Below are 23762 nucleotides of genomic sequence, written 5' to 3'. Positions count from 1 at the left end.
CCATGGCCGACAGCCGTGCGGCGCGTCTGGCGCCGGTGGTGGACATGGCGGAAAACGCCGAGCGTACCGCTGCCCAGCGTCTGGAGTACTTTCACGGCCAGGTACGTGTGGCCCAGAGCAAGCTGGGGGACCTGGAGCGTTTTCGTGGCGACTACCAGGAGCAGTGGGTCGAGCGCGGCAAGCTCGGCGTCAGTGGTCACTGGTTGATGAACTATCAGTATTTTCTCAGTCAGTTGGATACCGCCGTGGCCCAGCAGCGGCAAAGCCTTGCCTGGCATCAGAGCAACCTCGATCGCGCTCGCGAGGCTTGGCAGCAGGCTTATGCGCGGGTGGAAGGGCTGCGCAAGCTGGTGCAGCGTTACATCGATGAGGCTCGGGCGCTTGAGGACAAGCGCGAACAGAAGCTGCTGGATGAACTTTCCCAGCGCCTGCCCCGTCAGAATCCTTATTGAGAGCGCTCATTTTTCGTCCGCAGGTTGTTCGCCGGGTCAGTGGGTGCTAAACCTTTTAAACGTCGTCAATGACAAGGAAGCAGTCACATGTCGGTCGTTACAGAAATATCCCCGGACGGGCAGAAACTCACGATTTCCATCAGGGGGCGCTTCGATTTCGGGCGCCACCAGGAGTTTCGTGAATCCTACGAGCGCCTAAACCGGACGCCGGAGTCCATCGTGGTGGACCTCAAGGAAGCCACTTACCTCGACAGCTCGGCTCTGGGCATGCTGTTGCTGTTGCGTGATCATGCCGGTGGCGACAATGCCGATGTCCGGGTGATCAACAGCAACTCGGATGTGCGCAAGATCCTCGCCATCTCCAATTTCGACAAGCTTTTCGACATCAGTTGAGCGATATGCGCTCGATGGCCGAGCCCCTGTGTGTGCTGATCGCCGAGGATGGCGCGGCGGACCGCTTGCTGCTGTCCCGTATCATTCGGCGCCAGGGGCATCAGGTGCTGGCGGCCAGCAATGGGGTCGAGGCACTGGCGTTGTTCGAGCAGCAGCGTCCGCACATCGTGCTGATGGACGCGATGATGCCGGTGATGGATGGCTTTGAGGCGGCGCGACGGATCAAGGCCCTGGCGGGAGAGACGCTGGTGCCGATCATCTTCCTCACTTCCCTGAGTGAAGGCGAGGCGCTGGCTCGCTGTCTGGAGGCGGGCGGCGACGACTTTCTGGCCAAACCCTACAATCCGGTGATCCTGGGCGCCAAGATCAACGCTATGGACCGCTTGCGGCGCCTGCAGGAAACCGTGCTGGCGCAGCGCGACCAGATCACTCGTCACCACGATTACTTGCTCAATGAGCAGCGGGTGGCCAAGGCGGTGTTCGACAAGGTTGCCCACTCCGGTTGTCTGGATGCGTCGAACATCCGCTACCTGCAATCGCCTTATGCGCTGTTCAACGGCGACTTGCTGCTGGCGGCCTACACCCCGGCGGGTGACATGCATGTATTGCTGGGGGACTTCACCGGTCATGGTTTGCCTGCGGCGGTGGGGGCCATGCCCCTGGCCGAGGTGTTTTATGGCATGACCGCCAAGGGTTACGGGCTGCCGGAAACCCTGCGGGAGATGAATGCCAAGCTCAAGCGCATCCTGCCGGTGGATATGTTCTGTTGCGCAACCCTGCTGTGCCTGAGTAACCAGCGACGGGCGGTGGAGGTGTGGAACGGCGGCATGCCCGAGGGGTATTTGTATCGTGAAGCCAGCAGCGCGCGTACGCCTTTGGTGGCGCGCCATCTACCTCTCGGGGTGCTGAGTGCCGAGGCCTTCGAGGATCACACTGAGGTGTTCCCCATGGCGCCGGGTGATCGGGTATTCCTGCTGTCCGACGGAGTGATCGACACTTGTAATGCCGAGGATGAGTTGTTTGGTGTGGAGCGGTTGCACCGGGTGTTTGCCGCCAACCGTGAGCAGGAGCGGCTGTTCGAGGAGATTCAACAGGCCCTGGAGGACTTTGGCGGCAGTGCCCGGGACGACGTGAGCATGGTCGAAGTCGGCTTGCCGGAATTTCCCAGGCTGGCGCCGCCGGCCCCGGTGTACTCCGACAGCGGCCAGTCCTGCCCGCTGGACTGGTCGGTGAGCTTCGAGTTCCGCGCCGCTACCCTCAAGCGCTTCAACCCCTTGCCGTATCTACTGCAGTTGTTGCTTGAAGTGCATGGCCTGCGCTCCCAGAGCGGGGCTTTATATAGCGTACTGGCCGAGCTCTATTCCAATGCGCTGGAGCACGGTGTGCTCAAGCTCGATTCCCGGCTCAAGCGCGATGCTGAGGGCTTTAGTCGCTACTACCGCGAGCGATCGGTGAGGCTGGCGGAGCTGGAGGACGGCTTTGTCCGGGTGCATTTGCAGGTGCAGCCCCTGGACACGGGAGGGCGCCTGATCGTGCGGGTCGAAGACAGTGGCGAGGGCTTCGATGTCGCGGCGATCCTGGCCCGGCCCAACGATACCGGGCGCTTGTCGGGGCGCGGCGTCAGCCTGATCCGACAGATGAGCCGCCAGGCGGTGTGGGCGGACGACGGGCGCAGTGTCTGCGTGGAGTTTTCCTGGGAGGCTCTGGCATAATCCTGGGGTTCTTGATCAAGGAGTGAACAAGTGGCTGAGATACATCTGGACCACACGGTGCTCAACGCATTGCAGGAAGTCATGGAGGATGAATACCCCGTCCTGCTGGACACTTTTGTCTGCGATTCCGAGGAGCGGATGCGACTGTTGCGCAAGTCCGAGGATGCTCTGCAGCTAGTGGCAACCGCCCACAGTCTCAAGGGCAGTAGCAGCAATATGGGGGCTATCCGCCTGGCGGAGCTCTGTCATGAGCTCGAGGTGCGGGCCGGACAGTCGGCCATTGATGGCATTCGTCAGCTGGTGGGGGAGATCGATGGCGAGTTCGCCATTGTCCGGCGCCTGTGCGAGCAAGAACTGCAGCGTTTTCACTGCTGAGAAACGACCTTTTATCAGCTGGTTGATAAAACTGGCTCGACCTTTGCAGTCAAGTCTCTCAACTGTACCTATGATCCCCGTGCAGCGGAGACTGTCCCATGGCTGTTACCCCTAATTCGCTTCTTCAGGCCACTGCTCAGGCCAACGCTAAGTCCAAGACTCAAGCGGCCCCTGCCAGCCCGTTGGCAAGCGTTGCCGAGCCTGGGGACAAGGCGTCCAGCTTTGCGCAGCTCTATGCCAAAGAGTCCCAGAGCAAGCCGCAGAACAAGCCGCCGGCCCTCGCCGACAACTCGCCCAAGCCCGTGCGTGACAAGAGCGTCGACAACAGTCCGAAGAAGGATGTTGCCAGCGATCAGTCTGCCGCGCCGCAGCCAGCGGTTGCCGATAGCGGCAAAACCTTGCCTGCCGATAAGTCGGCGAACAGCGACAGCAAGCCTGCCGCTGCCGCCAGTGATGACAGCAAGCCGGCCGACACCACGCAGGCCGATGCCTCGGTGAATCCGGCGCCGGTGGACCCGAGTCTGTTGCCGGCGATCCAGCCGCAACCTCAGGTTGCTGAAGTGCCGCCGCCGGTAGTGGTTGCGCAACCTCAGGTGGAAGTGCCCGTGGCGCCGCCAGCCGTGGTGGCGGCAGCGGTAGTGCCGACGGTGGCGCCTGTGGCGGAGCCGCCCAAGGAGGCGTTCGATCCCGAGGCCGATCCACTGGATGCCTTGCCGGCGGTGCGTCTGGCCATGGAGCAGGGCGGACACGTCTCGGCCTCCAGTCAGTCTCAGCCCAAGGCTGCGCCAGCGAACGCCAATGCCGACGGTCAGTTGACGTCGGTGCAGAACTTCGCCAATGGCATGGCCGGCATGCTTGAACAGCAAGCCAGCAAGAACAGCACCGAGCAGGGCGGCGAAAAGGCCTTCACTGGTCTGATTGCCGACGGCCTGAAAGACCTCAAGGGAGCGTCCAGCGATACCCGGGTGGATGACTTCGCCAATCGTCTGGCGGCCCTGACCCAGGCGGCGACGCCGAAGACCGCCAATGCGGTGCCGGTCAACCAGCCGCTGGCCATGCACCAGAGTGGCTGGACCGATGAAGTGGTCAATCGGGTGATGTACCTGTCCAGCGCCAACCTCAAATCGGCGGATATCCAATTGCAGCCTGCGGAGCTTGGTCGCCTGGATATTCGTGTGCACATGATTCCTGATCAGCAGACCCAGGTGACCTTCATGAGTGCCCACGCCGGCGTTCGTGAAGCCCTGGAAGGGCAGATGCACCGTATGCGCGACATGTTCAACCAGCAGGGGTTGGGGCAGGTGGACGTCAATGTTTCCGACCAGTCCCGCGGCTGGCAGGGTCAGGAGCAGGCGCAACAGGAGCAGAACCGCAGGAGTGGTTCCAGTACCAGTGGCACGCGCCTGGACGGTGGCGACGAAGAGTTGCCCCATGGCGTGGCTGAAGTGGCTGCCCCGGTACAGACCGTGATCGGCACCAGCGCTGTGGACTATTACGCCTGATTGAGTGACAGAAGGGGCGTGGCGAGACAGCTCGTCATGCCCCTTGCTTCTCCCTCCCCGCTGTTTATCCCCCTATTTCAGACAAATCTGGCATAACACTTGCTCTTGCCTTGCCGTGCGACTGTGAACCCCCGAATAGTGACGGATTATTGGCATGGCGAAGAGCGAAGCAGCAGAAAAACCCACCGCAGGGAAAAGCAAACTCAAGCTTATCCTCTTGATTGTCCTGGCGTTGTTGCTGGCCATCGGCTTGTCGGTCGGCGCCACCTGGTACTTCATGCACAGTGCTCAGAGCAAGCCTGCGCCGGCTGCAGAAACCGCCAGCAACGTCAAGCCGGCAGCGATCTACGAGCCCATGGCCCCGGCCTTCGTCGCCAATTACACGCAGAACGGCCGTCAGCGCTACATGCAGGTGAGCATTACCCTGCTGGCGCGCAACCAGGCAGACCTGGACGCGCTGAAAGTGCACATGCCGGTGATCCGCAACAACCTGGTGATGCTGTTCTCCGGACAGAATTTCGACACCCTGGCGACTCCGGTCGGCCAGGAAATGCTCCGCCAGAAGGCCACTGCCAGCGTCCAGGAAGTGGCGCAGAAAGAGGTGGGCAAAGTGGTGGTCGAGCAGTTGCTCTTTACTAACTTCGTACTGCAGTAGGAACACGACATGGCCGTGCAGGACCTGCTGTCCCAGGATGAGATCGATGCGCTGCTCCATGGCGTCGACGACGGTCTGGTACAGACCGAACACGCTGCCGAACCCGGCAGCGTCAAAAGCTACGACCTGACCAGCCAGGATCGCATCGTCCGCGGACGCATGCCGACCCTGGAAATGATCAACGAGCGTTTCGCCCGCTATACCCGGATCAGTATGTTCAACATGCTGCGTCGTTCCGCCGATGTGGCGGTAGGTGGCGTGCAGGTCATGAAGTTTGGTGAATACGTGCACTCGCTGTATGTGCCCACCAGTCTCAACCTGGTGAAGATCAAGCCGCTGCGTGGTACGGCGCTGTTCATTCTCGACGCCAAGCTGGTGTTCAAGCTGGTGGACAACTTCTTCGGCGGCGATGGCCGTCACGCGAAGATCGAAGGGCGTGAGTTCACGCCTACCGAACTGCGGGTGGTGCGCATGGTGCTGGAGCAGGCCTTCGTCGATCTGAAGGAAGCCTGGCAGGCGATCATGCCGGTCAATTTCGAGTACATAAACTCTGAAGTGAACCCGGCCATGGCCAACATTGTCGGCCCCAGCGAAGCCATCGTGGTGTCGACCTTCCACATCGAGCTCGATGGCGGCGGCGGCGATCTGCACGTGACCATGCCGTACTCGATGATCGAGCCGATCCGCGAAATGCTCGACGCCGGCTTCCAGTCCGATCTGGACGACCAGGACGAGCGCTGGAGCAAGGCCCTGCGCGAAGACGTGCTGGACGTGGCCGTACCGCTGAGTGCCACGGTGGCCCGTCGTCAGTTGCGCCTGCGGGACATCCTGCACATGCAGCCTGGCGATGTGATCCCGGTGGAACTGCCGGAAGACATGATCATGCGCGCCAACGGCGTGCCGTCGTTCAAGGTCAAGCTGGGTTCCCACAAGGGCAACCTGGCGCTGCAAGTGATCGAGCCGATCGAGCGCCGTTGAGCGGCGCTCCAACCTGTTTGCTGTTCAATGAATTTTTGCCCGTCGAGGACCCAAGATGGCTGACGAAATTAACTCCCAGGACGACCAGGCGCTGGCCGATGAATGGGCTGCTGCACTGGAAGAAACCGGTGATGCCGGCCAGGCCGATATCGACGCCTTGCTGGCCGCTGACGCAGGCGCCGCATCCGGTTCCGGGCGTTTGCAGATGGAAGAGTTCGGCAGCATGCCCAAGAACCATGAGCCGGTCACGCTCGACGGTCCCAACCTGGACGTGATTCTCGATATCCCGGTATCGATCTCCATGGAAGTGGGTAGCACCGATATCAACATCCGCAACCTGCTGCAGCTCAACCAGGGTTCGGTGATCGAGCTTGACCGCCTGGCCGGCGAGCCGCTGGATGTGTTGGTCAACGGCACCCTGATCGCTCATGGCGAGGTGGTGGTGGTCAACGAGAAGTTCGGTATTCGCCTGACTGACGTGATCAGCCCCAGCGAACGCATCAAGAAGCTGCGCTAAGTGAACAAGCTGCTTGGCGTGGTTGTGCTCGGCTTGCCCCTGGGCGCCCTGGCTGCAGAGTCGGCTGCGACCGCTGCGGTTGCAGCCCCGGCAGTGGGCAGCGTCAGCGGGCAGTTGACCCAGCTGGTACTGGGCCTGCTGCTGGTGATCGGGCTGATCTTCTTCCTCGCCTGGCTGCTGCGCCGAGTGCAGCAGGCCGGTCCCGCCGGCAAAGGGCAGGTGATCGAGCTGATCGGCTCTCGGGCCCTGGGGCCGCGGGATCGTCTGGTGCTGGTGCAAGTGGGCAGCGAGCAGATTTTGCTGGGCCTGACCCCGGGCACTATCACCCCGTTGCATGTACTCAAAGAGCCGGTGCAGGTGCCCAGTGCCGAGCAGGCGACGCCCGAGTTCGCCCAGCGCCTGATGGAGCTGTTGGGCAAGGATCAGAAGGATAAGAAGTAATGCCGTTGCGCATCATCTTGACGTTGGCACTGATGTTGGCGGCGCCGCTGGCGCTGGCGGCCGACCCGTTGTCGATCCCGGCGATCACCCTGGGCACCAACGCCAGCGGTCAGCAGGAATACTCGGTCAGCCTGCAAATCCTGCTGATCATGACTGCGCTGAGTTTCATTCCGGCGTTCGTCATGCTGATGACCAGCTTTACCCGGATCATCATCGTCTTCTCGATCCTGCGTCAGGCCCTGGGCTTGCAGCAGACACCGTCGAACCAGATCCTCACCGGCATGGCGCTGTTCCTGACCATGTTCATCATGGCTCCGGTGTTCGACCGGGTGAACCAGGATGCCTTGCAGCCTTACCTGGCGGAAAAGCTCACGGCTCAGGATGCAGTGGCCAAGGCCCAGGTGCCGATCAAGGACTTCATGCTGGCGCAGACTCGCAGCAGTGACCTGGAGTTGTTCATGCGCCTGTCCAAGCGCACCGACATCGCCAGCCCTGACCAGGCGCCCCTGACCATTCTGGTGCCGGCCTTCGTCACGTCCGAGCTCAAGACGGCCTTCCAGATCGGCTTCATGATCTTTATCCCGTTCCTGATCATCGACCTGGTGGTGGCCAGTGTGCTGATGGCCATGGGCATGATGATGCTTTCGCCGCTGATCATTTCCTTGCCGTTCAAGATCATGCTGTTTGTCCTGGTGGATGGCTGGGCCCTGATCATCGGTACCTTGGCGGGCAGTTTCGGTGGTGTTTAAAACCTTGTTAGCGGGTGCTCGACAATGACTCCAGAAGTCGCGGTAGACCTGTTTCGCGAAGCCCTCTGGCTGACCACCATGATGGTGGCGGTGCTGGTGGTGCCCAGCCTGCTGGTGGGGTTGATGGTGGCCATGTTCCAGGCGGCCACCCAGATCAACGAACAGACCCTGAGCTTCCTGCCGCGCCTGCTGGTGATGCTGGTGACCCTGATTGTTGCCGGTCCCTGGCTGGTGCAAACCTTTATGGAATACATCCGTCAGTTGTACGGCAGTATTCCTCAGCTGATCGGCTGAGCCGATGTCCCTGTTGGCGCTGACCGACACTCAGATCAGTACCTGGGTGGCGAGCTTCATGTTGCCGCTGTTCCGGGTCACCTCGCTGCTGATGGTGATGCCGATTTTTGGTACCACTCTGGTGCCGCGTCGCGTGCGCCTGTATTTCGCCCTGGCGATTACCGTGGTCATAGTCCCGGGCCTGCCACCCATGCCTGAAGTGCATGCCCTGGATCTCAGTGGCCTGCTGCTGATTGCCGAGCAGATTCTGATCGGTGCGGTGCTGGGGTTTTCCCTGCAGTTGTTCTTCCAGTCCTTTGTGGTCGCCGGGCAGATCGTGGCGATCCAGATGGGCATGGGCTTCGCTTCCATGGTCGACCCCACCAACGGTGTCTCGGTGGCGGTGATCGGGCAGTTTTTCACCATGCTGGTGACCCTGCTGTTCCTGGCCATGAATGGCCATCTGGTGGTTTTTGAGGTCCTTACCGAAAGCTTCACCACCCTGCCGGTGGGCGGCGGCCTCATGGTCAACCACTACTGGGAGTTGGCGGGCAAGCTGGGTTGGGTCCTGGGGGCGGCGTTGCTCCTGGTGTTGCCGGCGATCACCGCCTTGCTGGTGGTCAACATCGCCTTTGGCGTGATGACCCGAGCCGCCCCGCAGTTGAACATCTTCTCCATCGGCTTTCCCCTGACCCTGGTGCTCGGCATGGGCATTGTCTGGATCAGCCTGGCCGACATTCTCAACCAGTATCAACCGCTGGCCTCCGAGGCCTTGCAGTTCTTACGCGAACTGGCAAAGGCGCGCTGAGCCATGGCAGAAAGCGAGAGCGGTCAGGACAAGACAGAAGACCCCACGGAGAAGCGCAAGAAGGACTCCCGGGAGAAGGGTGAAATCGCCCGTTCCAAGGAGCTCAATACCCTGGCCATCATGCTGGCGGGGGCGGGCGGTCTGCTGGTTTATGGGGGCGGTCTAGCTCAGGATCTGCTGGAAATCATGCGCCTGAACTTCTCTTTGCCCCGGGAAGTGCTGCTCAGCCCGGGCGCCATGGGACTGTACCTGCTGCACTCGGGCAAGATCGCCATCCTGGCGGTGCAGCCGGTGCTGTTGACCTTGCTGCTGGCGGCCGTCATCGGGCCGATATCCCTGGGGGGGTGGCTGTTTGCGGGCAAGAGCCTGGCGCCCAAGTTCAGTCGGATGAATCCGGCCAACGGCCTCAAGCGGATGTTTTCGTTCACTGCGTTGATTGAGTTGCTCAAGGCTCTGGCCAAGTTCGGCCTGGTGCTGTTCGTGGCGCTTTCGGTGTTGTCGTCGGACATTGACGACCTGCTGCGGATCGCCCACGAACCGCTTGAGCTGGCAATCATCCACAGTGTCCAGGTGGTGGGTTGGAGCACTTTGTGGATGGCTTGCGGGTTGATTTTGATCGCCGCGGTGGATGTGCCGGTGCAGCTGTACCAGGCCCATAAGAAGCTGTTGATGACCAAGCAGGAGGTGCGTGACGAGCACAAGGACCAGGAAGGTCGACCTGAGGTCAAGCAGAGGATTCGCCAGACCCAGCGCGAGATGTCCCAGCGGCGGATGATGGCAGCGATCCCCGAGGCCGACGTGGTCATCACCAACCCGACCCACTACGCCGTGGCTCTCAAGTACGACGCCGAGAAGGGTGGGGCGCCGGTGTTGCTGGCCAAGGGCAGTGATTTCTTGGCCCTGAAAATCCGCGAGATTGCCGTGGCCCATGAAGTGATGTTGTTGGAGTCCCCGGCCCTGGCGCGTTCCATCTATTACTCCACTGAGCTTGAGGAAGAGATCCCGGCGGGGCTTTACTTGGCGGTGGCCCAGGTCCTGGCCTATGTCTACCAGATTCGCCAGCACCGCGCAGGCAAGGGCAAGCGCCCGGACCCGCTCAAGGACTTGCCGATTCCTACGGATCTGCAGCGCGACACTGGCGGCAAGCAGTCCTCGGGCGGCCCCATCGATCCTGTCTAGTTCCAGGCATGCAGGCGCTGGCTTGCCAGCGAATGCGCCTTGCTTATGTCAGAAAAATGGCTAATTGCCATTATCTCGCCTTGTAACCCTGTCCCTTGCAGCCGGCCCTGCGACGCTTCGCTTGCCGGCGAGGGTGGTCCCGCGATCCTGTTCGCCGGCACGCCGGTTCCTCCTGGTTCAGGGCGCGATTGCGCCGCTGCGGCAAAGTTGGAAGGCTTCTTGCAGTAGCAGCCCCGAGCCGCTTCAGGCGTCAAAAGTTTGCTTTACGGAACGGGGTAAATCGGTGGATCGCTCTCAGTTAATCAACACGGCTCGCAGTAACCTGGTCGACCTCGGTCGAGGCAACCTGGGTGTACCTGTGCTGCTGTTGGTCATGCTGGCCATGATGATGCTGCCAGTGCCGGCGTTCCTGCTGGATGTGTTCTTCACCTTCAACATCGCCCTGTCGATTGTGGTCCTGCTGGTCTGCGTGTACGCCCTGCGACCGCTGGATTTCGCGGTGTTCCCGACCATTCTGCTGGTGGCCACCTTGCTGCGGTTGGCACTCAACGTGGCCTCGACCCGAGTGGTGATGCTCCACGGCCAGGAAGGCCATGCCGCGGCCGGTAAGGTGATCCAGGCCTTCGGTGAGGTGGTGATCGGCGGTAACTATGTCGTGGGTATCGTGGTCTTCGCGATCCTCATGATCATCAACTTCGTGGTGGTGACCAAGGGTGCCGGACGCATCTCCGAGGTGAGCGCGCGCTTCACCCTGGATGCCATGCCCGGCAAACAGATGGCCATCGACGCCGACCTCAACGCCGGCCTGATCGATCAGAATCAGGCCAAGCTGCGTCGTCTGGAGGTGGCCCAGGAAGCCGAGTTCTACGGCTCCATGGACGGTGCCAGCAAGTTCGTTCGCGGCGACGCCATCGCCGGCCTGTTGATCCTCTTCATCAACCTGATCGGCGGTATGGCGGTCGGTATCTTCCAGCACAACATGACCTTTGCCGACGCCGGCAAGGTCTATGCCTTGCTGACCATCGGTGACGGTTTGGTGGCGCAACTGCCATCGCTGCTGCTGTCCACTGCGGCCGCCATCATGGTGACGCGTGCTTCGGGTTCCGAAGAAATGGGCAAGCAGATCAACCGGCAGATGTTCGCCTCGCCCAAGGCGCTGGCGGTGGCCGCGGGCCTGATGGCGGTGATGGGGCTGGTGCCGGGCATGCCGCACTTCTCCTTCCTCAGCCTGGCAGCGGTGGCTGGCGGTGCGGCTTATCTGGTCTGGAGAAAGCAGAATCTGGTCAAGGTCCAGGCTCTGGAAGAGGTCCAGCGTCAGCAGGACCTGCTGCCTTCTCCGGCCCGGGCCATGGAAACCAAGGAGCTGGGTTGGGACGATGTGACCCCGATCGACATGATCGGCCTGGAAGTTGGCTACCGCCTGATTCCCCTGGTGGATCGCAACCAGGGCGGACAGCTGCTGGCGCGGATCAAGGGGGTGCGCAAGAAGCTCTCCCAGGACCTGGGCTTCCTCATGCCCACTGTGCATATCCGTGACAACCTGGACCTGGCCCCCAGTGCCTATCGCCTGACTCTGATGGGGGTGATCCTGGCGGAGGCCGAGATCTATCCGGATCGCGAATTGGCGATCAACCCCGGGCAGGTCTACGGCACCCTCAACGGTATCTCTGCCCGTGACCCGGCCTTCGGCCTGGAGGCGGTGTGGATCGAAATCAGCCAGCGGCCTCAGGCGCAGTCCCTCGGCTACACCGTGGTGGATGCCAGTACCGTGGTCGCCACCCACTTGAACCAGATTCTGTACAAGCACTCCAGCGAGCTGATCGGTCACGAGGAAGTGCAGCAGCTGATGCAGTTGCTGGCCAAGAGTTCGCCGAAGCTGGCGGAGGAGTTGGTGCCGGGTGTGCTGTCGTTGTCGCAGTTGCTCAAGGTTTTGCAGGCGCTGCTGGCCGAACAGGTGCCGGTACGGGATATCCGCAGCATTGCCGAGGCTATCGCCAACAATGCCGCCAAGAGTCAAGATACTGCCGCTTTGGTTGCCGCGGTTCGGGTCGGATTGTCTCGCGCCATCGTCCAAAGCATTGTAGGTACTGAGTCTGAGCTGCCAGTGATCACCTTGGAGCCAAGGTTGGAACAAATTTTGCTCAGCAGTTTGCAGAAGGCAGGACAAGGCCAGGAAGAAGGCGTTCTGCTGGAGCCAAGCATGGCTGAAAAGCTGCAACGTTCGCTGATCGATGCGGCGCAGCGTCAAGAGATGCAAGGTCAACCGGTGATTCTGTTGGTAGCGGGTCCGGTCCGCGCCATGCTCTCGCGGTTCGGGCGTCTCGCCGTTCCCGGGTTGCATGTGCTGGCGTACCAGGAAATTCCCGACAACAAGCAAGTGACCATCGTTGCGACAGTAGGGCCCAACGGCTGAGGTAGTGGGTTATGCAAGTTAAGCGTTTTTTCGCCGCCGATATGCGTCAGGCCATGAAACTGGTTCGTGATGAATTGGGCGCTGAAGCTGCCATTATCGGCAACCGGCGGATTGCTGGGGGTGTCGAGCTGACGGCTGCGCTGGATTACAAGTTGTCGGCGTTGTCGCCACGGGTTCCGAACATGGAACTCGAGGACGAGTTGCGCAAGACCCAGTCGCGGATCGTCACCGCCCAGGCCGAACTGAGCCTGCGGGGCGAGGGCGACAGCGCCTCGATCACCAATCGCCAGTTGTTCGCCGGTCTGCCATTGACTGCCGCCGAGCCGCTGATCGAGCCGACCCTGACCGAGCGTCCGCGCCCGGCGCCGGCTCCTGCTGCTCCGGCGCCCGATAATCGGGCTCTGGACTCCATGCGTTTCGAACTCAACGGTCTGCGCGAGCTGCTGGAAGTGCAACTGGGCTCTCTTGCCTGGAGCCAGTTGCAGGGCAGTCGCCCCGAGCAGGCCAACCTCTGGCGTCGCCTGCAGCGCATCGGCCTCTCCGGCCCGCTGTCTCGCGACCTGCTGGCACTGATCAGCGAAATCGACGAGCCTCGCCAGGCCTGGCGCATGTTGCTGGCACACCTGGCGCGGATGATCCAGACCCCGGAAGTCGAGCCGCTTGAAGAGGGTGGCGTGATCGCCATGGTCGGCCCTGCCGGCATGGGCAAGACCACCACCCTGGCCAAACTGGCAGCGCGCTATGTCCTCAAGTACGGCGCGCAGAACATCGCTCTGGTGAGCATGGACAGCTTCCGTATTGGCGCCCAGGAGCAGCTCAAGACCCTGGGGCGTATCCTCAATGTGTCGGTGACCCATGTCGATCCAGGCCAGTCCCTGGCTCAGGCCCTGGACCCGCTGCTGCGCAAGCGCGTGGTATTGATCGACACCGCCGGCCTGCAAGCCAGCGACCCGGCGTTGCGCATGCAACTGGAAAGCCTGGCCGGTCGTGGGATTCGGGCGAAGAATTACCTGGTACTGGCCACCACCAGCCAGAAGCAGGTGCTGACCGCTGCCTACCACAGCTACAAGCGCTGCGGTCTGGCCGGTTGCATCCTGACTAAACTGGATGAAACAGCCAGTCTTGGCGAGGTCTTGAGCCTGGCCATCAGTCACGAATTGCCGGTGGCCTATCTCACCGATGGTCCACGGATTCCCGACGATTTGCACCTGCCTCGCCGGCACCAGTTGGTGAGTCGCGCTGTCAGCGTGCAGATGCAGGAAGAACCCAGCGAAGAAGCCATGGCCGACATGTTCGCTGACCTCTATCACAGCCCGACCAAGCGGGTCGGCTGAGGTAGACATGAATAGATTGCAGTGTATCTACATCGATGGTCTGCCATGCATTGTTCCAATGGTGAACGCGCAGCCAGTTATGTGGCCCCGTCTAAGTAAGACAAGGTAAAGAAAGAACATGGGCAGCATGCATCCCGTACAGGTGATTGCGGTGACCGGCGGCAAAGGTGGCGTCGGCAAGACTAATGTGTCAGTGAACTTGTCCCTGGCTCTGGCTGAGCTCGGCCGGCGAGTCTTGCTGCTGGACGCCGATCTGGGACTGGCCAACGTCGATGTCCTGTTGGGTCTGACCCCCAAGCGCACCCTGGCGGATGTCATCGAAGGGCGCTGTGAGCTGCGCGACGTGCTGCTCCAGGGGCCTGGCGGCATTCGCATCGTTCCGGCCGCTTCGGGTACCCAAAGCATGGTGCACCTGAGCCCCGCCCAGCACGCCGGTCTGATCCAGGCCTTCAGCGACATCGGCGACAATCTCGATGTACTGGTGATCGACACCGCTGCAGGTATTGGTGACTCGGTAGTCAGTTTCGTCCGCGCGGCCCAGGAAGTGTTGCTGGTGGTCTGTGACGAACCGACCTCCATCACCGACGCCTACGCGCTGATCAAACTGCTCAACCGCGACTATGGCATGAACCGTTTCCGGGTCTTGGCCAACATGGCCCAGAGCCCTCAGGAAGGGCGCAACCTGTTTGCAAAATTGACCAAGGTCACGGATCGCTTCCTGGACGTGGCCTTACAATACGTCGGCGCAGTTCCCTACGACGAAAGCGTACGCAAGGCCGTGCAAAAGCAGCGTGCGGTCTATGAAGCCTTTCCTCGTTCGAAGTGTGCATTGGCGTTCAAGGCCATCGCGCAAAAAGTCGATACCTGGCCGTTGCCAGCGAACCCACGCGGGCATCTGGAGTTTTTTGTCGAGCGGCTAGTGCATCAAACAGCGGGACCGGTGCTATGACTGCCAGCGGCTACAACCTCTACAAGAAGTCGGCACGTGACAGCCAATACGAACTGATCGAGCGCTACGCGCCCCTGGTCAAGCGTATTGCCTATCACCTGCTGGCGCGGTTGCCGGCCAGTGTTCAGGTGGAAGACCTGATTCAGGCCGGGATGATCGGTTTGCTCGAAGTGTCGACCAAATACGACGCGAGCAAGGGGGCGAGTTTCGAAACCTATGCGGGTATCCGTATCCGTGGGGCGATGCTCGACGAGGTTCGCAAAGGCGATTGGGCACCGCGTTCGGTGCACCGTAATACGCGCATGGTCAGTGATGCCATTCGCGCAATTGAAGCTAAAACCGGTCGTGACGCTAAAGATCACGAAGTTGCGGCCGAACTTCAATTGAGTCTCGACGATTATTACGGGATTTTGAACGACACCTTGGGCAGCCGCCTGTTCAGTTTCGACGACCTGTTGCAGGACGGCGAACATGAAGGGCTGCATGAGGATGGCGCCAGTGCTCATCTCGAGCCGTCACGGGACCTGGAGGATGAACGCTTCCAGGCTGCGTTGGCGGATGCGATTGCCAATTTGCCGGAGCGCGAGCGACTGGTGTTGGCGCTGTACTACGACGAAGAGCTGAACCTCAAGGAAATCGGTGAGGTCCTGGGGGTCAGCGAGTCGCGGGTCAGCCAGTTACACAGCCAGTGCGCAGCCCGCTTGCGGGGGCGTTTGGGGGAGTGGCGAGCGCGCTGACAGGCAGTGTGGGGACACTGCGATCAGGACCGGTGAAGCAAGCGCTGCACCGGTCTTGCGGTATGTGCTCCATGCAGTCGTTGTGTGTTATGCCGAATTGATTGAATGGCGCGTTCAGGTGCTGGATGCGTTTAAGACTGCTTGGAGGTCGAATTGGACAAGAACATGAAAATCCTCATCGTTGATGACTTTTCAACGATGCGGCGGATCATAAAAAACCTGTTGCGTGATCTGGGTTTCACCAACACGGTCGAGGCCGACGATGGCACCACTGCCATTCCGGTACTCAACAGCGGGAGCATCGACTTTCTGGTAACAGACTGGAACATGCCGGGCATGACCGGTATCGACCTGCTGCGCCACGTGCGTGCCGATGAAAAACTCAAGCACCTGCCGGTATTGATGGTTACTGCTGAAGCCAAGCGCGAGCAGATCATCGAAGCTGCCCAGGCCGGCGTAAACGGCTATGTCGTCAAACCATTCACGGCTCAGGCGTTGAAAGAGAAGATCGAAAAAATCTTCGAACGCATCGGTTGAGACGCGTAGCCATTCCGCCACGGGGGAGCTATGGAGCATAACGAATCTTCACTGGGCGACTTTGAGTCGACCCTGAAAAAACATGCGCTGGAACTGGTCGAAAGCCTTGAAAAGGGCAGGTTCGGCGAAGCGGTGCAATTGATCCATGAGCTCAATCAGACCCGTGACCGCGGCCTGTATCAGGAAGTGGGCAAGCTCACCCGCGAGCTGCATAGCGCAATCGTCAATTTCCAGATTGACCCGCACATGCCGCAAGCCGAGGAAGTTTCACAGATCACGGATGCCACTGAGCGCCTGTCCTATGTGGTCCGGCTCACGGAAGCCGCAGCCAACCGCACCATGGACCTGGTAGAGAGCAGCACCCCGTTGGTCAACGGCCTGAGCACTGAAGCCCAGGCCTTGAGCGCAGACTGGGGGCGCTTTATGCGGCGTGAGGTCGGCGCTGAAGAGTTTCGCGAACTGGCACGCCGGGTCGACAGTTTCCTGACGCGCAGCGAGCAGGAAACCCGCACCGTATCGGGCCACCTCAACGACATTCTGCTGGCGCAGGATTACCAGGACCTGACCGGACAGGTGATCAAGCGTGTGACCCAGTTGGTCACGGAAGTCGAAAGCAATCTGCTCAAACTCGTCTTGATGGCCAGCCAGGTCGATCGTTTCGCCGGCATCGAACATGACCGTGAATCGATCCTCGCTGAAAAAGATCCGCAAAAACATCTCGCCAAGGGTGAAGGTCCGCAGATTCATGCCGATAAACGGGAAGACGTTATGTCCGGTCAGGACGATGTAGACGATTTGCTTTCCAGCCTTGGATTCTAGGAGCACCCATTAATGAGCTTCGGCGCCGATGAAGAGATCCTTCAGGATTTCCTGGTTGAGGCCGGCGAGATTCTAGAGCAACTGTCCGAACAACTGGTCGAGCTGGAAAGCCGGCCAGATGATGCGGACTTGCTCAATGCAATTTTTCGCGGTTTTCACACTGTTAAAGGGGGCGCCGGCTTCCTCCAGCTCAATGAGCTGGTGGAGTGCTGCCACATCGCCGAGAACGTCTTCGACATCCTGCGCAAGGGTGAGCGGCGAGTCGACTCGGAACTGATGGACGTGGTGCTTGAGGCTCTGGACGCGGTGAACGGCATGTTCAGCCAGGTCCGTGAGCGCACCGAAATTACTGCCGCGACACCGGAACTGCTGGCCGCCTTGGCGCGCCTGGCCGAACCCGCCGGTGCCGAGGCTCCAGCGCCTGTTGTGGAAGAGGTGGCTGAACCCGTTGCCGAGCCTGAGGCCCAGGGCGGGGATATCACCGATAACGAATTCGAATTGCTGCTCGATTCGCTGAATGCCGCCAAGGCCGACGCCGAGGCTGCGCCTGCCGCTGCTCCAGTGGCTGCGGGCGAGCCGGCCAGCGATGAAATCACTGACGCCGAGTTCGAGTCGCTGCTGGACCAACTGCACGGTAAAGGCCAGTTCGCCGCCGATGCGGTGGCCCCGGCTGCGGCCAACGCCACGCCTGGCGCAGCCGCCGGTGGCGACGAAATCACCGACGACGAATTCGAGGCCTTGCTGGACCAATTGCATGGCAAGGGCACCTTTGCCGTGGATGCGCTGGATTCGGCCGTGGCTGCGGCGCCTGCTCCGGCAGTGGCTGCGCCAAGCGCGGCAGCCGCTGGCAGCGACCTGATCACCGATCACGAATTCGAATCGCTGCTGGACGAGTTGCACGGCAAGGGCAAATTCTCCGAAGCCCCGGGTGCGTCGAAGCCGGCCGTGGCGGCGGCAGCTGCGCCTGCGGCAGCCGCTGCGACAGCCAGCGCTGCAGTCGCCAAGCCAGTGGCGAAGAAGCCCGAGGCCAAGGCTGAAGCACCGAAGCCGGCCGCGGCTCCAGCCCCGGCTCCTGCTCGCGCGGCGGCTGCGCCGCCAGCGGAAAAGCCTGCCAGCGAAGCAGAAACCACGGTGCGGGTCGATACCGCGCGCCTGGACGAAATCATGAACATGGTGGGCGAGCTGGTTCTGGTGCGTAACCGTCTGGTGCGCCTGGGTCTCAACAGCGGCGACGAAGCCATGTCCAAGGCCGTGTCGAACCTCGACGTGGTGACGGCCGATCTGCAGACCGCGGTGATGAAAACCCGCATGCAGCCGATCAAGAAGGTTTTCGGGCGCTTCCCGCGCTTGGTTCGCGACCTGGCCCGGCAGCTCAAGAAAGAAATCAACCTGGAACTGGTGGGGGAAGAAACCGACCTCGACAAGAACCTGGTAGAGGCCCTGGCCGACCCGCTGGTGCACTTGGTGCGCAACGCGGTGGACCACGGCATCGAATCGCCGGAAGAGCGCGAAGCCTCGGGCAAGTCCCGCGGTGGCAAGGTGGTGCTGGCGGCGGAACAGGAAGGCGATCACATCCTGCTGTCGATTTCCGATGACGGCAAGGGCATGGACCCGAACGTACTGCGGGCCATCGCCGTCAAGCGCGGCGTGATGGACAAGGACGCGGCCGACCGCCTGAGCGACACCGAGTGCTACAACCTGATCTTTGCCCCGGGCTTCTCCACCAAGACCGAGATTTCCGACGTCTCCGGTCGTGGCGTGGGCATGGACGTGGTGAAGACCAAGATTTCCCAGCTCAACGGTTCGATCAATATCTACTCGACCAAGGGCCAGGGCTCGAAGATCGTCATCAAGGTGCCGTTGACCCTGGCGATCATGCCGACCCTGATGGTGATGCTGGGTAACCAGGCGTTCGCTTTCCCGTTGGTCAACGTCAACGAGATTTTCCACCTCGACCTGTCCCGCACCAACGTGGTGGACGGTCAGGAAGTGGTGATCGTGCGTGACAAGGCGTTGCCCCTGTTCTACCTCAAGCGCTGGCTGGTCAGTTCCGCCGCTCATGAAGAGCAGCGTGAAGGCCACGTAGTGATCCTTTCGGTGGGCACCCAGCGGATTGGCTTTGTCGTCGACCAGCTGGTAGGCCAGGAAGAAGTGGTCATCAAGCCCTTGGGCAAAATGCTTCAGGGAACCCCGGGCATGTCCGGCGCCACCATTACCGGTGACGGCCGCATCGCTCTGATTCTCGATGTTCCGAGCATGCTCAAGCGTTACGCCGCACGGCGTATTTGATTCGGCGGGGAGGGGCGGTTGGCCTCGCCCCACCTAACGGAGTGTTTATGGCAGTCAAAGTCCTGGTGGTGGACGATTCGGGTTTTTTCCGCCGCCGCGTCTCGGAAATTCTTTCAGCGGATTCGAATATCCAGGTCGTCGGTACGGCGACCAATGGTAAAGAGGCGATCGATCAGGCCCTGGCGCTCAAGCCGGACGTGATCACCATGGACTACGAGATGCCGATGATGGATGGCATCACCGCAGTGCGGCATATCATGCAGCGCTGCCCGACGCCGGTCCTGATGTTCTCTTCCCTGACCCACGAAGGCGCTCGAGTGACCCTCGACGCGCTGGATGCCGGGGCTGTGGATTTCCTGCCGAAGAATTTCGAAGACATCTCGCGCAATCCCGAGAAGGTCAAGCAACTGCTGTGCGAGAAAGTCCACAGCATTTCGCGCAGTAATCGCCGTTTCAGCAGCTACAGCGCCCCGGCGCCGCAACCGGCTGCTCCAGCTCCGGCGCCGTCGAGCTTTGGCGGCAGTCGTCCAGCGCCTGCACCTGCTCCAGTCCGTGCTCCGGCACCGGCTGCCGGCCCGGCATCACCGGCGCCCAAGCGTAAGGCCTACAAGCTGGTGGCGATCGGTACTTCCACCGGTGGCCCGGTGGCGCTGCAGCGGGTCCTGACCCAACTGCCGGCCAACTTTCCGGCACCTATCGTGCTGATTCAGCATATGCCGGCGGCCTTCACCAAGGCCTTTGCCGAGCGTCTGGACAAGCTCTGCCGTATTAGCGTCAAGGAAGCGGAGGATGGCGACATCCTGCGTCCGGGCCTGGCGCTGCTGGCTCCTGGCGGCAAGCAGATGATGATCGACGGTCGTGGTGCGGTGAAGATTCTTCCTGGCGACGAGCGCCTGAACTACAAGCCGTGCGTGGACATCACCTTCGGTTCTGCAGCCAAATCTTACAGCGACAAAGTTCTGGCGGTGGTACTGACCGGTATGGGCGCTGACGGCCGTGAAGGTGCGCGTCTGCTCAAGCAGGGTGGCAGTGCGGTCTGGGCCCAGGATGAAGCCAGCTGCGTGATCTACGGCATGCCCATGGCCATCGTCAAAGCCAACCTGGCGGATGCGGTGTACAGCCTGGACGACATCGGCCGGCATCTGGTCGAGGCCTGTCTCTGATGGATGTGCTCAGCCTTATCGGGATCATCATGGCGTTTGTCGCCATCATCGGCGGCAACTACCTGGAAGGTGGTCACCTGTCGGCCCTGGCCAATGGCCCGGCGGCACTGATCGTGCTTGGCGGGACCATTGGCGCTGCCTTGCTGCAGTCGCCGTTGAGTGCCTTCAAACGGGCCATGCAGATCCTGGTGTGGATTCTGTTTCCACCTCGGGTGGATCTGCCCGGAGGTATCGATCGGGTGGTCAACTGGAGCCTGACGGCGCGCAAGGAGGGCCTGCTGGGCCTGGAAGGCGTGGCGGATGCCGAGCCGGACACCTATTCGCGCAAAGGCTTGCAGCTGTTGGTCGACGGTGCCGAGCCGGAAGCCATCCGCAGCATCCTTGAAGTGGACTTCTACACCCAGGAGAGCCGCGATATCGAGGCTGCCAAGGTCTTCGAAAGCATGGGCGGCTATGCGCCGACCATCGGCATCATCGGTGCGGTGATGGGCCTGATTCACGTGATGGGTAACCTGGCGGACCCGTCGCAGTTGGGCAGTGGTATCGCCGTGGCTTTCGTCGCCACTATCTACGGGGTGGCCAGCGCCAACCTGGTGCTGTTGCCGATCGCGGCCAAGCTCAAGGCCATTGCCTTGCGCCAGTCCCGTTACCGGGAAATGTTGCTTGAAGGCATTCTGTCGATTGCCGAAGGCGAAAACCCCCGCTCCATCGAGTTGAAGCTGCAAGGCTTCATGGACTGATTATGGCTCGTCGTCGCCAGCAAGAAGAACACGTCAACCACGAACGCTGGTTGGTTTCCTACGCCGACTTCATCACCTTGCTGTTCGCGTTTTTCGTGGTCATGTACTCCATTTCCTCGATCAACGAGGGCAAGTACAAGGTGATTTCCGAAGCCTTGATCGGGGTCTTTACCGACTCCGATCGCAGTCTCAAGCCGATTCCCATCGGTGACGAGCGGCCCAAGACCGTGACCCCGGCCAAGCCGCTGGTCAAGGACAGCGAGCAGACCGACGCTGGCATCTCCGGTGGCAGTGATCCGCTGAAAAGCATCGCCGATGACATCAGCGCCGCCTTTGGCGACTTGATCAGCTCCAACCAGATGACCGTGCGTGGCAACGAGTTGTGGGTGGAGATCGAACTCAATTCCAGCCTGTTGTTCGGCAGCGGCGATGCCATGCCCAGCGATCAGGCGTTCACCATCATCGACAAGGTGGCGAAGATCCTCAAACCCTTCGACAACCCGATTCATGTCGAAGGCTTCACCGACAACCAGCCGATTCAGACCGCGCAGTACCCGACCAACTGGGAGTTGTCTTCGGCCCGGTCGGCGAGCATCGTGCGGATGCTGGCAATGCAGGGGGTGAACCCGGCGCGCATGGCTTCTGTGGGGTATGGCGAGTTCCAGCCGGTGGGCAACAACGCCACCGCCGAAGGCCGGGCGCGCAATCGCCGAGTGGTCCTGGTGGTGTCGCGCAATCTCGATGTGCGCCGCAGCCTGACCGGCACCGGAACCGCCAATGCGACACCGGATGCGGCACTCAAGCGTGCTGGCACACAAACTGCACCAACCCCAGTGAAAACGCCGGTACAGGGAAGCGCCGTCAATTCTCCGTCACCTGCTTTATAACTTAGCGCTATGTCTCGCCCCGCTGTGGCCGGGCGGGAGGAACAAACCGAATGAGAGTCTGGGCAGTTGCCAATCAAAAGGGTGGTGTCGGTAAAACCACCAGTTCCATCGCTTTAGCCGGTTTGCTGGCCGAGGCGGGCAAGCGCGTGGTCGTGGTCGATCTCGACCCCCACGGTTCCATGACCAGCTACTTCGGCTATGACCCGGACAGCCTGGAGCACAGCAGCTACGACCTGTTCCTGCACAAGGGCAATGTGCCCCAAGACCTGCCGGGCCAGTTGTTGCTGGGCACCAGCCATGAGCGCATTTCATTGTTGCCGTCGAGCACCGCTCTGGCCACCCTCGAGCGCCAGTCGCCGGGGCAGAGTGGCCTTGGCCTCGTGATCGCCAAGAGCCTGGCGCAGCTGTGGCAGGATTTCGATTACGCGGTGATCGACAGCCCGCCGTTGCTCGGTGTGTTGATGGTCAACGCCCTGGCGGCCAGCCAGCAACTGGTGATTCCGGTGCAGACCGAGCACTTGGCGGTCAAGGGGCTGGAGCGCATGGTCAACACCCTGGCGATGGTCAATCGCTCGCGCAAGCAGCCGCTGCCGTTCACCATTGTGCCGACCCTGTTCGACCGCCGGACCCAGGCTTCCCTGGGCACTCTGCGGATTTTGCGGGACAAGTTTCCCGAAGAAATCTGGCAGGGCTATATCCCGGTGGATACCCGCTTGCGGGATGCCAGCCGGGCAGGGGTCACCCCTTCTCAGTTCGATGCCAAGAGCCGCGGTGTACTGGCCTACAAGGCCTTGCTCAAGCATCTGCTGGCTCAACAACTCGTGGCGCAGGTGGCTTGACGTGAAGCGCTATTCAAGTCACTCGACAGCCCGGCCGATAACCCCTACAGATCACTGTATCGGGGTTTTTGCGTGGGCATCCTCATGAACCGTCCTCTGGATATCAAGAGCCGGCCCCAGCTGGCGCTGCAGTCGTACCTGGACGCTTTGCTGCAGGATGCTACCGAAGAGGAACAGCTACCGGAGCCGCCGGTCCAGGTTGCTCCGCCGGCCCCGCCGGTAACACTTGCGGCTTCCAGCGAAGTACTGGATGAGTTCCAGGCTGCAGTACTGGAAGAGCAGGCGCGGGACGCACAGGCCCAGCACCAGGCGGCACCCGCCGCCCGGGATGCTGCACCTGCATCTGCGCCGCTGACACCGGCAGTAATGGAAGCACCGCAACCCTTGCCGAGTTCGATCTCGCCGGTGGTGCCGCTGCTCCAGGCCCTGGTGCCGCCATTGGTGGAAGTTCACCTGCCGCCGAGCAATACACCGCCTCCGGTCACCGGTAGCGACCGTCCCAGCTGGGCGGCCGAGCCTTTCGAATGCCTGTTGTTCGATGTCGCCGGTCTGACTCTGGCAGTGCCGCTGGTATGCCTGGGGTCGATCTATTCCCTGGCAGGGCAGGAACTGACACCGCTGTTCGGCCAGCCGGAATGGTTCCTCGGCATCCTGCCGAGCCAGGCCGGCAACCTGAAGGTGCTGGATACCGCGCGCTGGGTCATGCCCGATCGCTACCGCGATGATTTCCGCCAGGGCCTGCAGTATGTGATCTCGGTCCAGGGCTACGAGTGGGGGCTGGCAGTGCATCAGGTCAGTCGCTCCCTGCGCCTGGACCCCAACGAAATCAAGTGGCGCAGTCATCGTGGTCAGCGCCCGTGGCTGGCCGGCACGGTGATTGAACATATGTGTGCCTTGCTCGACGTTGCTGAACTGGCCGAGTTGATTGCCACCGGCGGCGCCAAGCAGATGGCTATCAGTCAAGCGGCCCACAAGCCGAAGTAAACCAACAACAGGCCGCGTCCGTCGGATGTGGCCACAC

At 61.4% G+C, this 23762-nt stretch carries 25 protein-coding genes; all 25 read left to right on the top strand.

Going from position 1 to position 23762, the window contains the following annotated elements:
- Positions 1-2: 2 nt before the first annotated feature.
- The 25 genes from fliJ to FW796_RS00195 all read left to right on the top strand — a co-directional run bounded on the left by fliJ (position 3) and on the right by FW796_RS00195 (position 23725).
- Positions 3-452 carry a flagellar export protein FliJ gene (fliJ, locus tag FW796_RS00315; RefSeq protein ID WP_446438880.1) on the top strand — a complete coding sequence of 150 codons (450 nt, stop codon included), beginning with the start codon at positions 3-5 and terminating at the stop codon, positions 450-452.
- Positions 453-539: 87 nt separating this feature from the next.
- Positions 540-845, top strand: a complete 306-nt coding sequence (locus FW796_RS00310; RefSeq protein ID WP_011059979.1) for an STAS domain-containing protein — start codon at positions 540-542, stop codon at positions 843-845.
- A gap of 5 nt (positions 846-850) precedes the next feature.
- Positions 851-2557, top strand: a complete 1707-nt coding sequence (locus FW796_RS00305) for an ATP-binding SpoIIE family protein phosphatase (RefSeq protein ID WP_446439091.1) — start codon at positions 851-853, stop codon at positions 2555-2557.
- Positions 2558-2587: 30 nt separating this feature from the next.
- The gene (locus tag FW796_RS00300) at positions 2588-2932 is read left to right on the top strand and encodes an Hpt domain-containing protein (protein ID WP_346631986.1); all 345 of its coding nucleotides are present in this window, start codon (positions 2588-2590) and stop codon (positions 2930-2932) included.
- A gap of 98 nt (positions 2933-3030) precedes the next feature.
- Positions 3031-4434: a flagellar hook-length control protein FliK gene (locus FW796_RS00295; RefSeq protein ID WP_346631985.1), complete on the top strand. Its 1404-nt coding sequence runs from the start codon at positions 3031-3033 to the stop codon at positions 4432-4434.
- A 154-nt stretch (positions 4435-4588) separates the two neighbouring features.
- Complete coding sequence (gene fliL / locus FW796_RS00290; protein ID WP_346631984.1) at positions 4589-5089, top strand: flagellar basal body-associated protein FliL; 501 nt, start codon at positions 4589-4591, stop codon at positions 5087-5089.
- Positions 5090-5098: 9 nt separating this feature from the next.
- Complete coding sequence (fliM, locus tag FW796_RS00285; protein WP_011059984.1) at positions 5099-6067, top strand: flagellar motor switch protein FliM; 969 nt, start codon at positions 5099-5101, stop codon at positions 6065-6067.
- A gap of 55 nt (positions 6068-6122) precedes the next feature.
- Positions 6123-6584: a flagellar motor switch protein FliN gene (gene fliN, locus FW796_RS00280; protein ID WP_346631983.1), complete on the top strand. Its 462-nt coding sequence runs from the start codon at positions 6123-6125 to the stop codon at positions 6582-6584.
- Complete coding sequence (gene fliO, locus FW796_RS00275) at positions 6585-7025, top strand: flagellar biosynthetic protein FliO (protein ID WP_346631982.1); 441 nt, start codon at positions 6585-6587, stop codon at positions 7023-7025.
- Entirely contained in the window at positions 7025-7774 is a 750-nt protein-coding gene (fliP, locus tag FW796_RS00270; protein ID WP_011059987.1) for a flagellar type III secretion system pore protein FliP, read from the top strand. The genes fliO and fliP overlap by 1 nt, the downstream gene beginning before the upstream one ends.
- Positions 7775-7798: 24 nt before the next feature.
- Positions 7799-8068 carry a flagellar biosynthesis protein FliQ gene (gene fliQ / locus FW796_RS00265; RefSeq protein WP_011059988.1) on the top strand — a complete coding sequence of 90 codons (270 nt, stop codon included), beginning with the start codon at positions 7799-7801 and terminating at the stop codon, positions 8066-8068.
- A 4-nt stretch (positions 8069-8072) separates the two neighbouring features.
- Complete coding sequence (gene fliR / locus FW796_RS00260; protein ID WP_123723967.1) at positions 8073-8855, top strand: flagellar biosynthetic protein FliR; 783 nt, start codon at positions 8073-8075, stop codon at positions 8853-8855.
- A 3-nt stretch (positions 8856-8858) separates the two neighbouring features.
- Complete coding sequence (flhB, locus tag FW796_RS00255) at positions 8859-10034, top strand: flagellar biosynthesis protein FlhB (RefSeq protein ID WP_346631981.1); 1176 nt, start codon at positions 8859-8861, stop codon at positions 10032-10034.
- A gap of 283 nt (positions 10035-10317) precedes the next feature.
- Positions 10318-12447, top strand: coding sequence for a flagellar biosynthesis protein FlhA (flhA, locus tag FW796_RS00250; RefSeq protein WP_346631980.1), 2130 nt, complete (start codon positions 10318-10320; stop codon positions 12445-12447).
- Between the two features lie 11 nt (positions 12448-12458).
- Positions 12459-13781 (top strand): flagellar biosynthesis protein FlhF, encoded by a 1323-nt coding sequence (flhF, locus tag FW796_RS00245; RefSeq protein WP_346631979.1) that lies wholly within the window; start codon positions 12459-12461, stop codon positions 13779-13781.
- A 118-nt stretch (positions 13782-13899) separates the two neighbouring features.
- Complete coding sequence (gene fleN / locus FW796_RS00240; RefSeq protein ID WP_016963180.1) at positions 13900-14730, top strand: flagellar synthesis regulator FleN; 831 nt, start codon at positions 13900-13902, stop codon at positions 14728-14730.
- Positions 14727-15467 (top strand): RNA polymerase sigma factor FliA, encoded by a 741-nt coding sequence (gene fliA, locus FW796_RS00235; protein ID WP_011060003.1) that lies wholly within the window; start codon positions 14727-14729, stop codon positions 15465-15467. The genes fleN and fliA overlap by 4 nt, the downstream gene beginning before the upstream one ends.
- A 165-nt stretch (positions 15468-15632) precedes the next feature.
- The gene (locus FW796_RS00230; protein WP_003183998.1) at positions 15633-16004 is read left to right on the top strand and encodes a chemotaxis response regulator CheY; all 372 of its coding nucleotides are present in this window, start codon (positions 15633-15635) and stop codon (positions 16002-16004) included.
- A 30-nt stretch (positions 16005-16034) separates the two neighbouring features.
- Positions 16035-16823 (top strand): protein phosphatase CheZ, encoded by a 789-nt coding sequence (locus FW796_RS00225; RefSeq protein WP_011060004.1) that lies wholly within the window; start codon positions 16035-16037, stop codon positions 16821-16823.
- Positions 16824-16835: 12 nt separating this feature from the next.
- Positions 16836-19112 (top strand): chemotaxis protein CheA, encoded by a 2277-nt coding sequence (locus FW796_RS00220; RefSeq protein WP_346631978.1) that lies wholly within the window; start codon positions 16836-16838, stop codon positions 19110-19112.
- 47 nt (positions 19113-19159) lie between these two features.
- Positions 19160-20275, top strand: a complete 1116-nt coding sequence (locus FW796_RS00215) for a protein-glutamate methylesterase/protein-glutamine glutaminase (RefSeq protein WP_102864006.1) — start codon at positions 19160-19162, stop codon at positions 20273-20275.
- Positions 20275-21015 (top strand): flagellar motor protein, encoded by a 741-nt coding sequence (locus FW796_RS00210; RefSeq protein ID WP_102864005.1) that lies wholly within the window; start codon positions 20275-20277, stop codon positions 21013-21015. The genes FW796_RS00215 and FW796_RS00210 overlap by 1 nt, the downstream gene beginning before the upstream one ends.
- Entirely contained in the window at positions 21015-21902 is an 888-nt protein-coding gene (motD, locus tag FW796_RS00205) for a flagellar motor protein MotD (protein ID WP_402894443.1), read from the top strand. The genes FW796_RS00210 and motD overlap by 1 nt, the downstream gene beginning before the upstream one ends.
- A 50-nt stretch (positions 21903-21952) precedes the next feature.
- Entirely contained in the window at positions 21953-22741 is a 789-nt protein-coding gene (locus tag FW796_RS00200) for a ParA family protein (protein ID WP_346631977.1), read from the top strand.
- 84 nt (positions 22742-22825) lie between these two features.
- Positions 22826-23725, top strand: a complete 900-nt coding sequence (locus FW796_RS00195; RefSeq protein WP_346631976.1) for a CheW domain-containing protein — start codon at positions 22826-22828, stop codon at positions 23723-23725.
- Positions 23726-23762 lie beyond the last annotated feature (37 nt).

Source organism: Pseudomonas sp. 910_21 (assembly GCF_052850735.1).
Note: the sequence above shows the minus strand (reverse complement) of the source record. Positions and strands in the feature narration are given on the sequence as shown.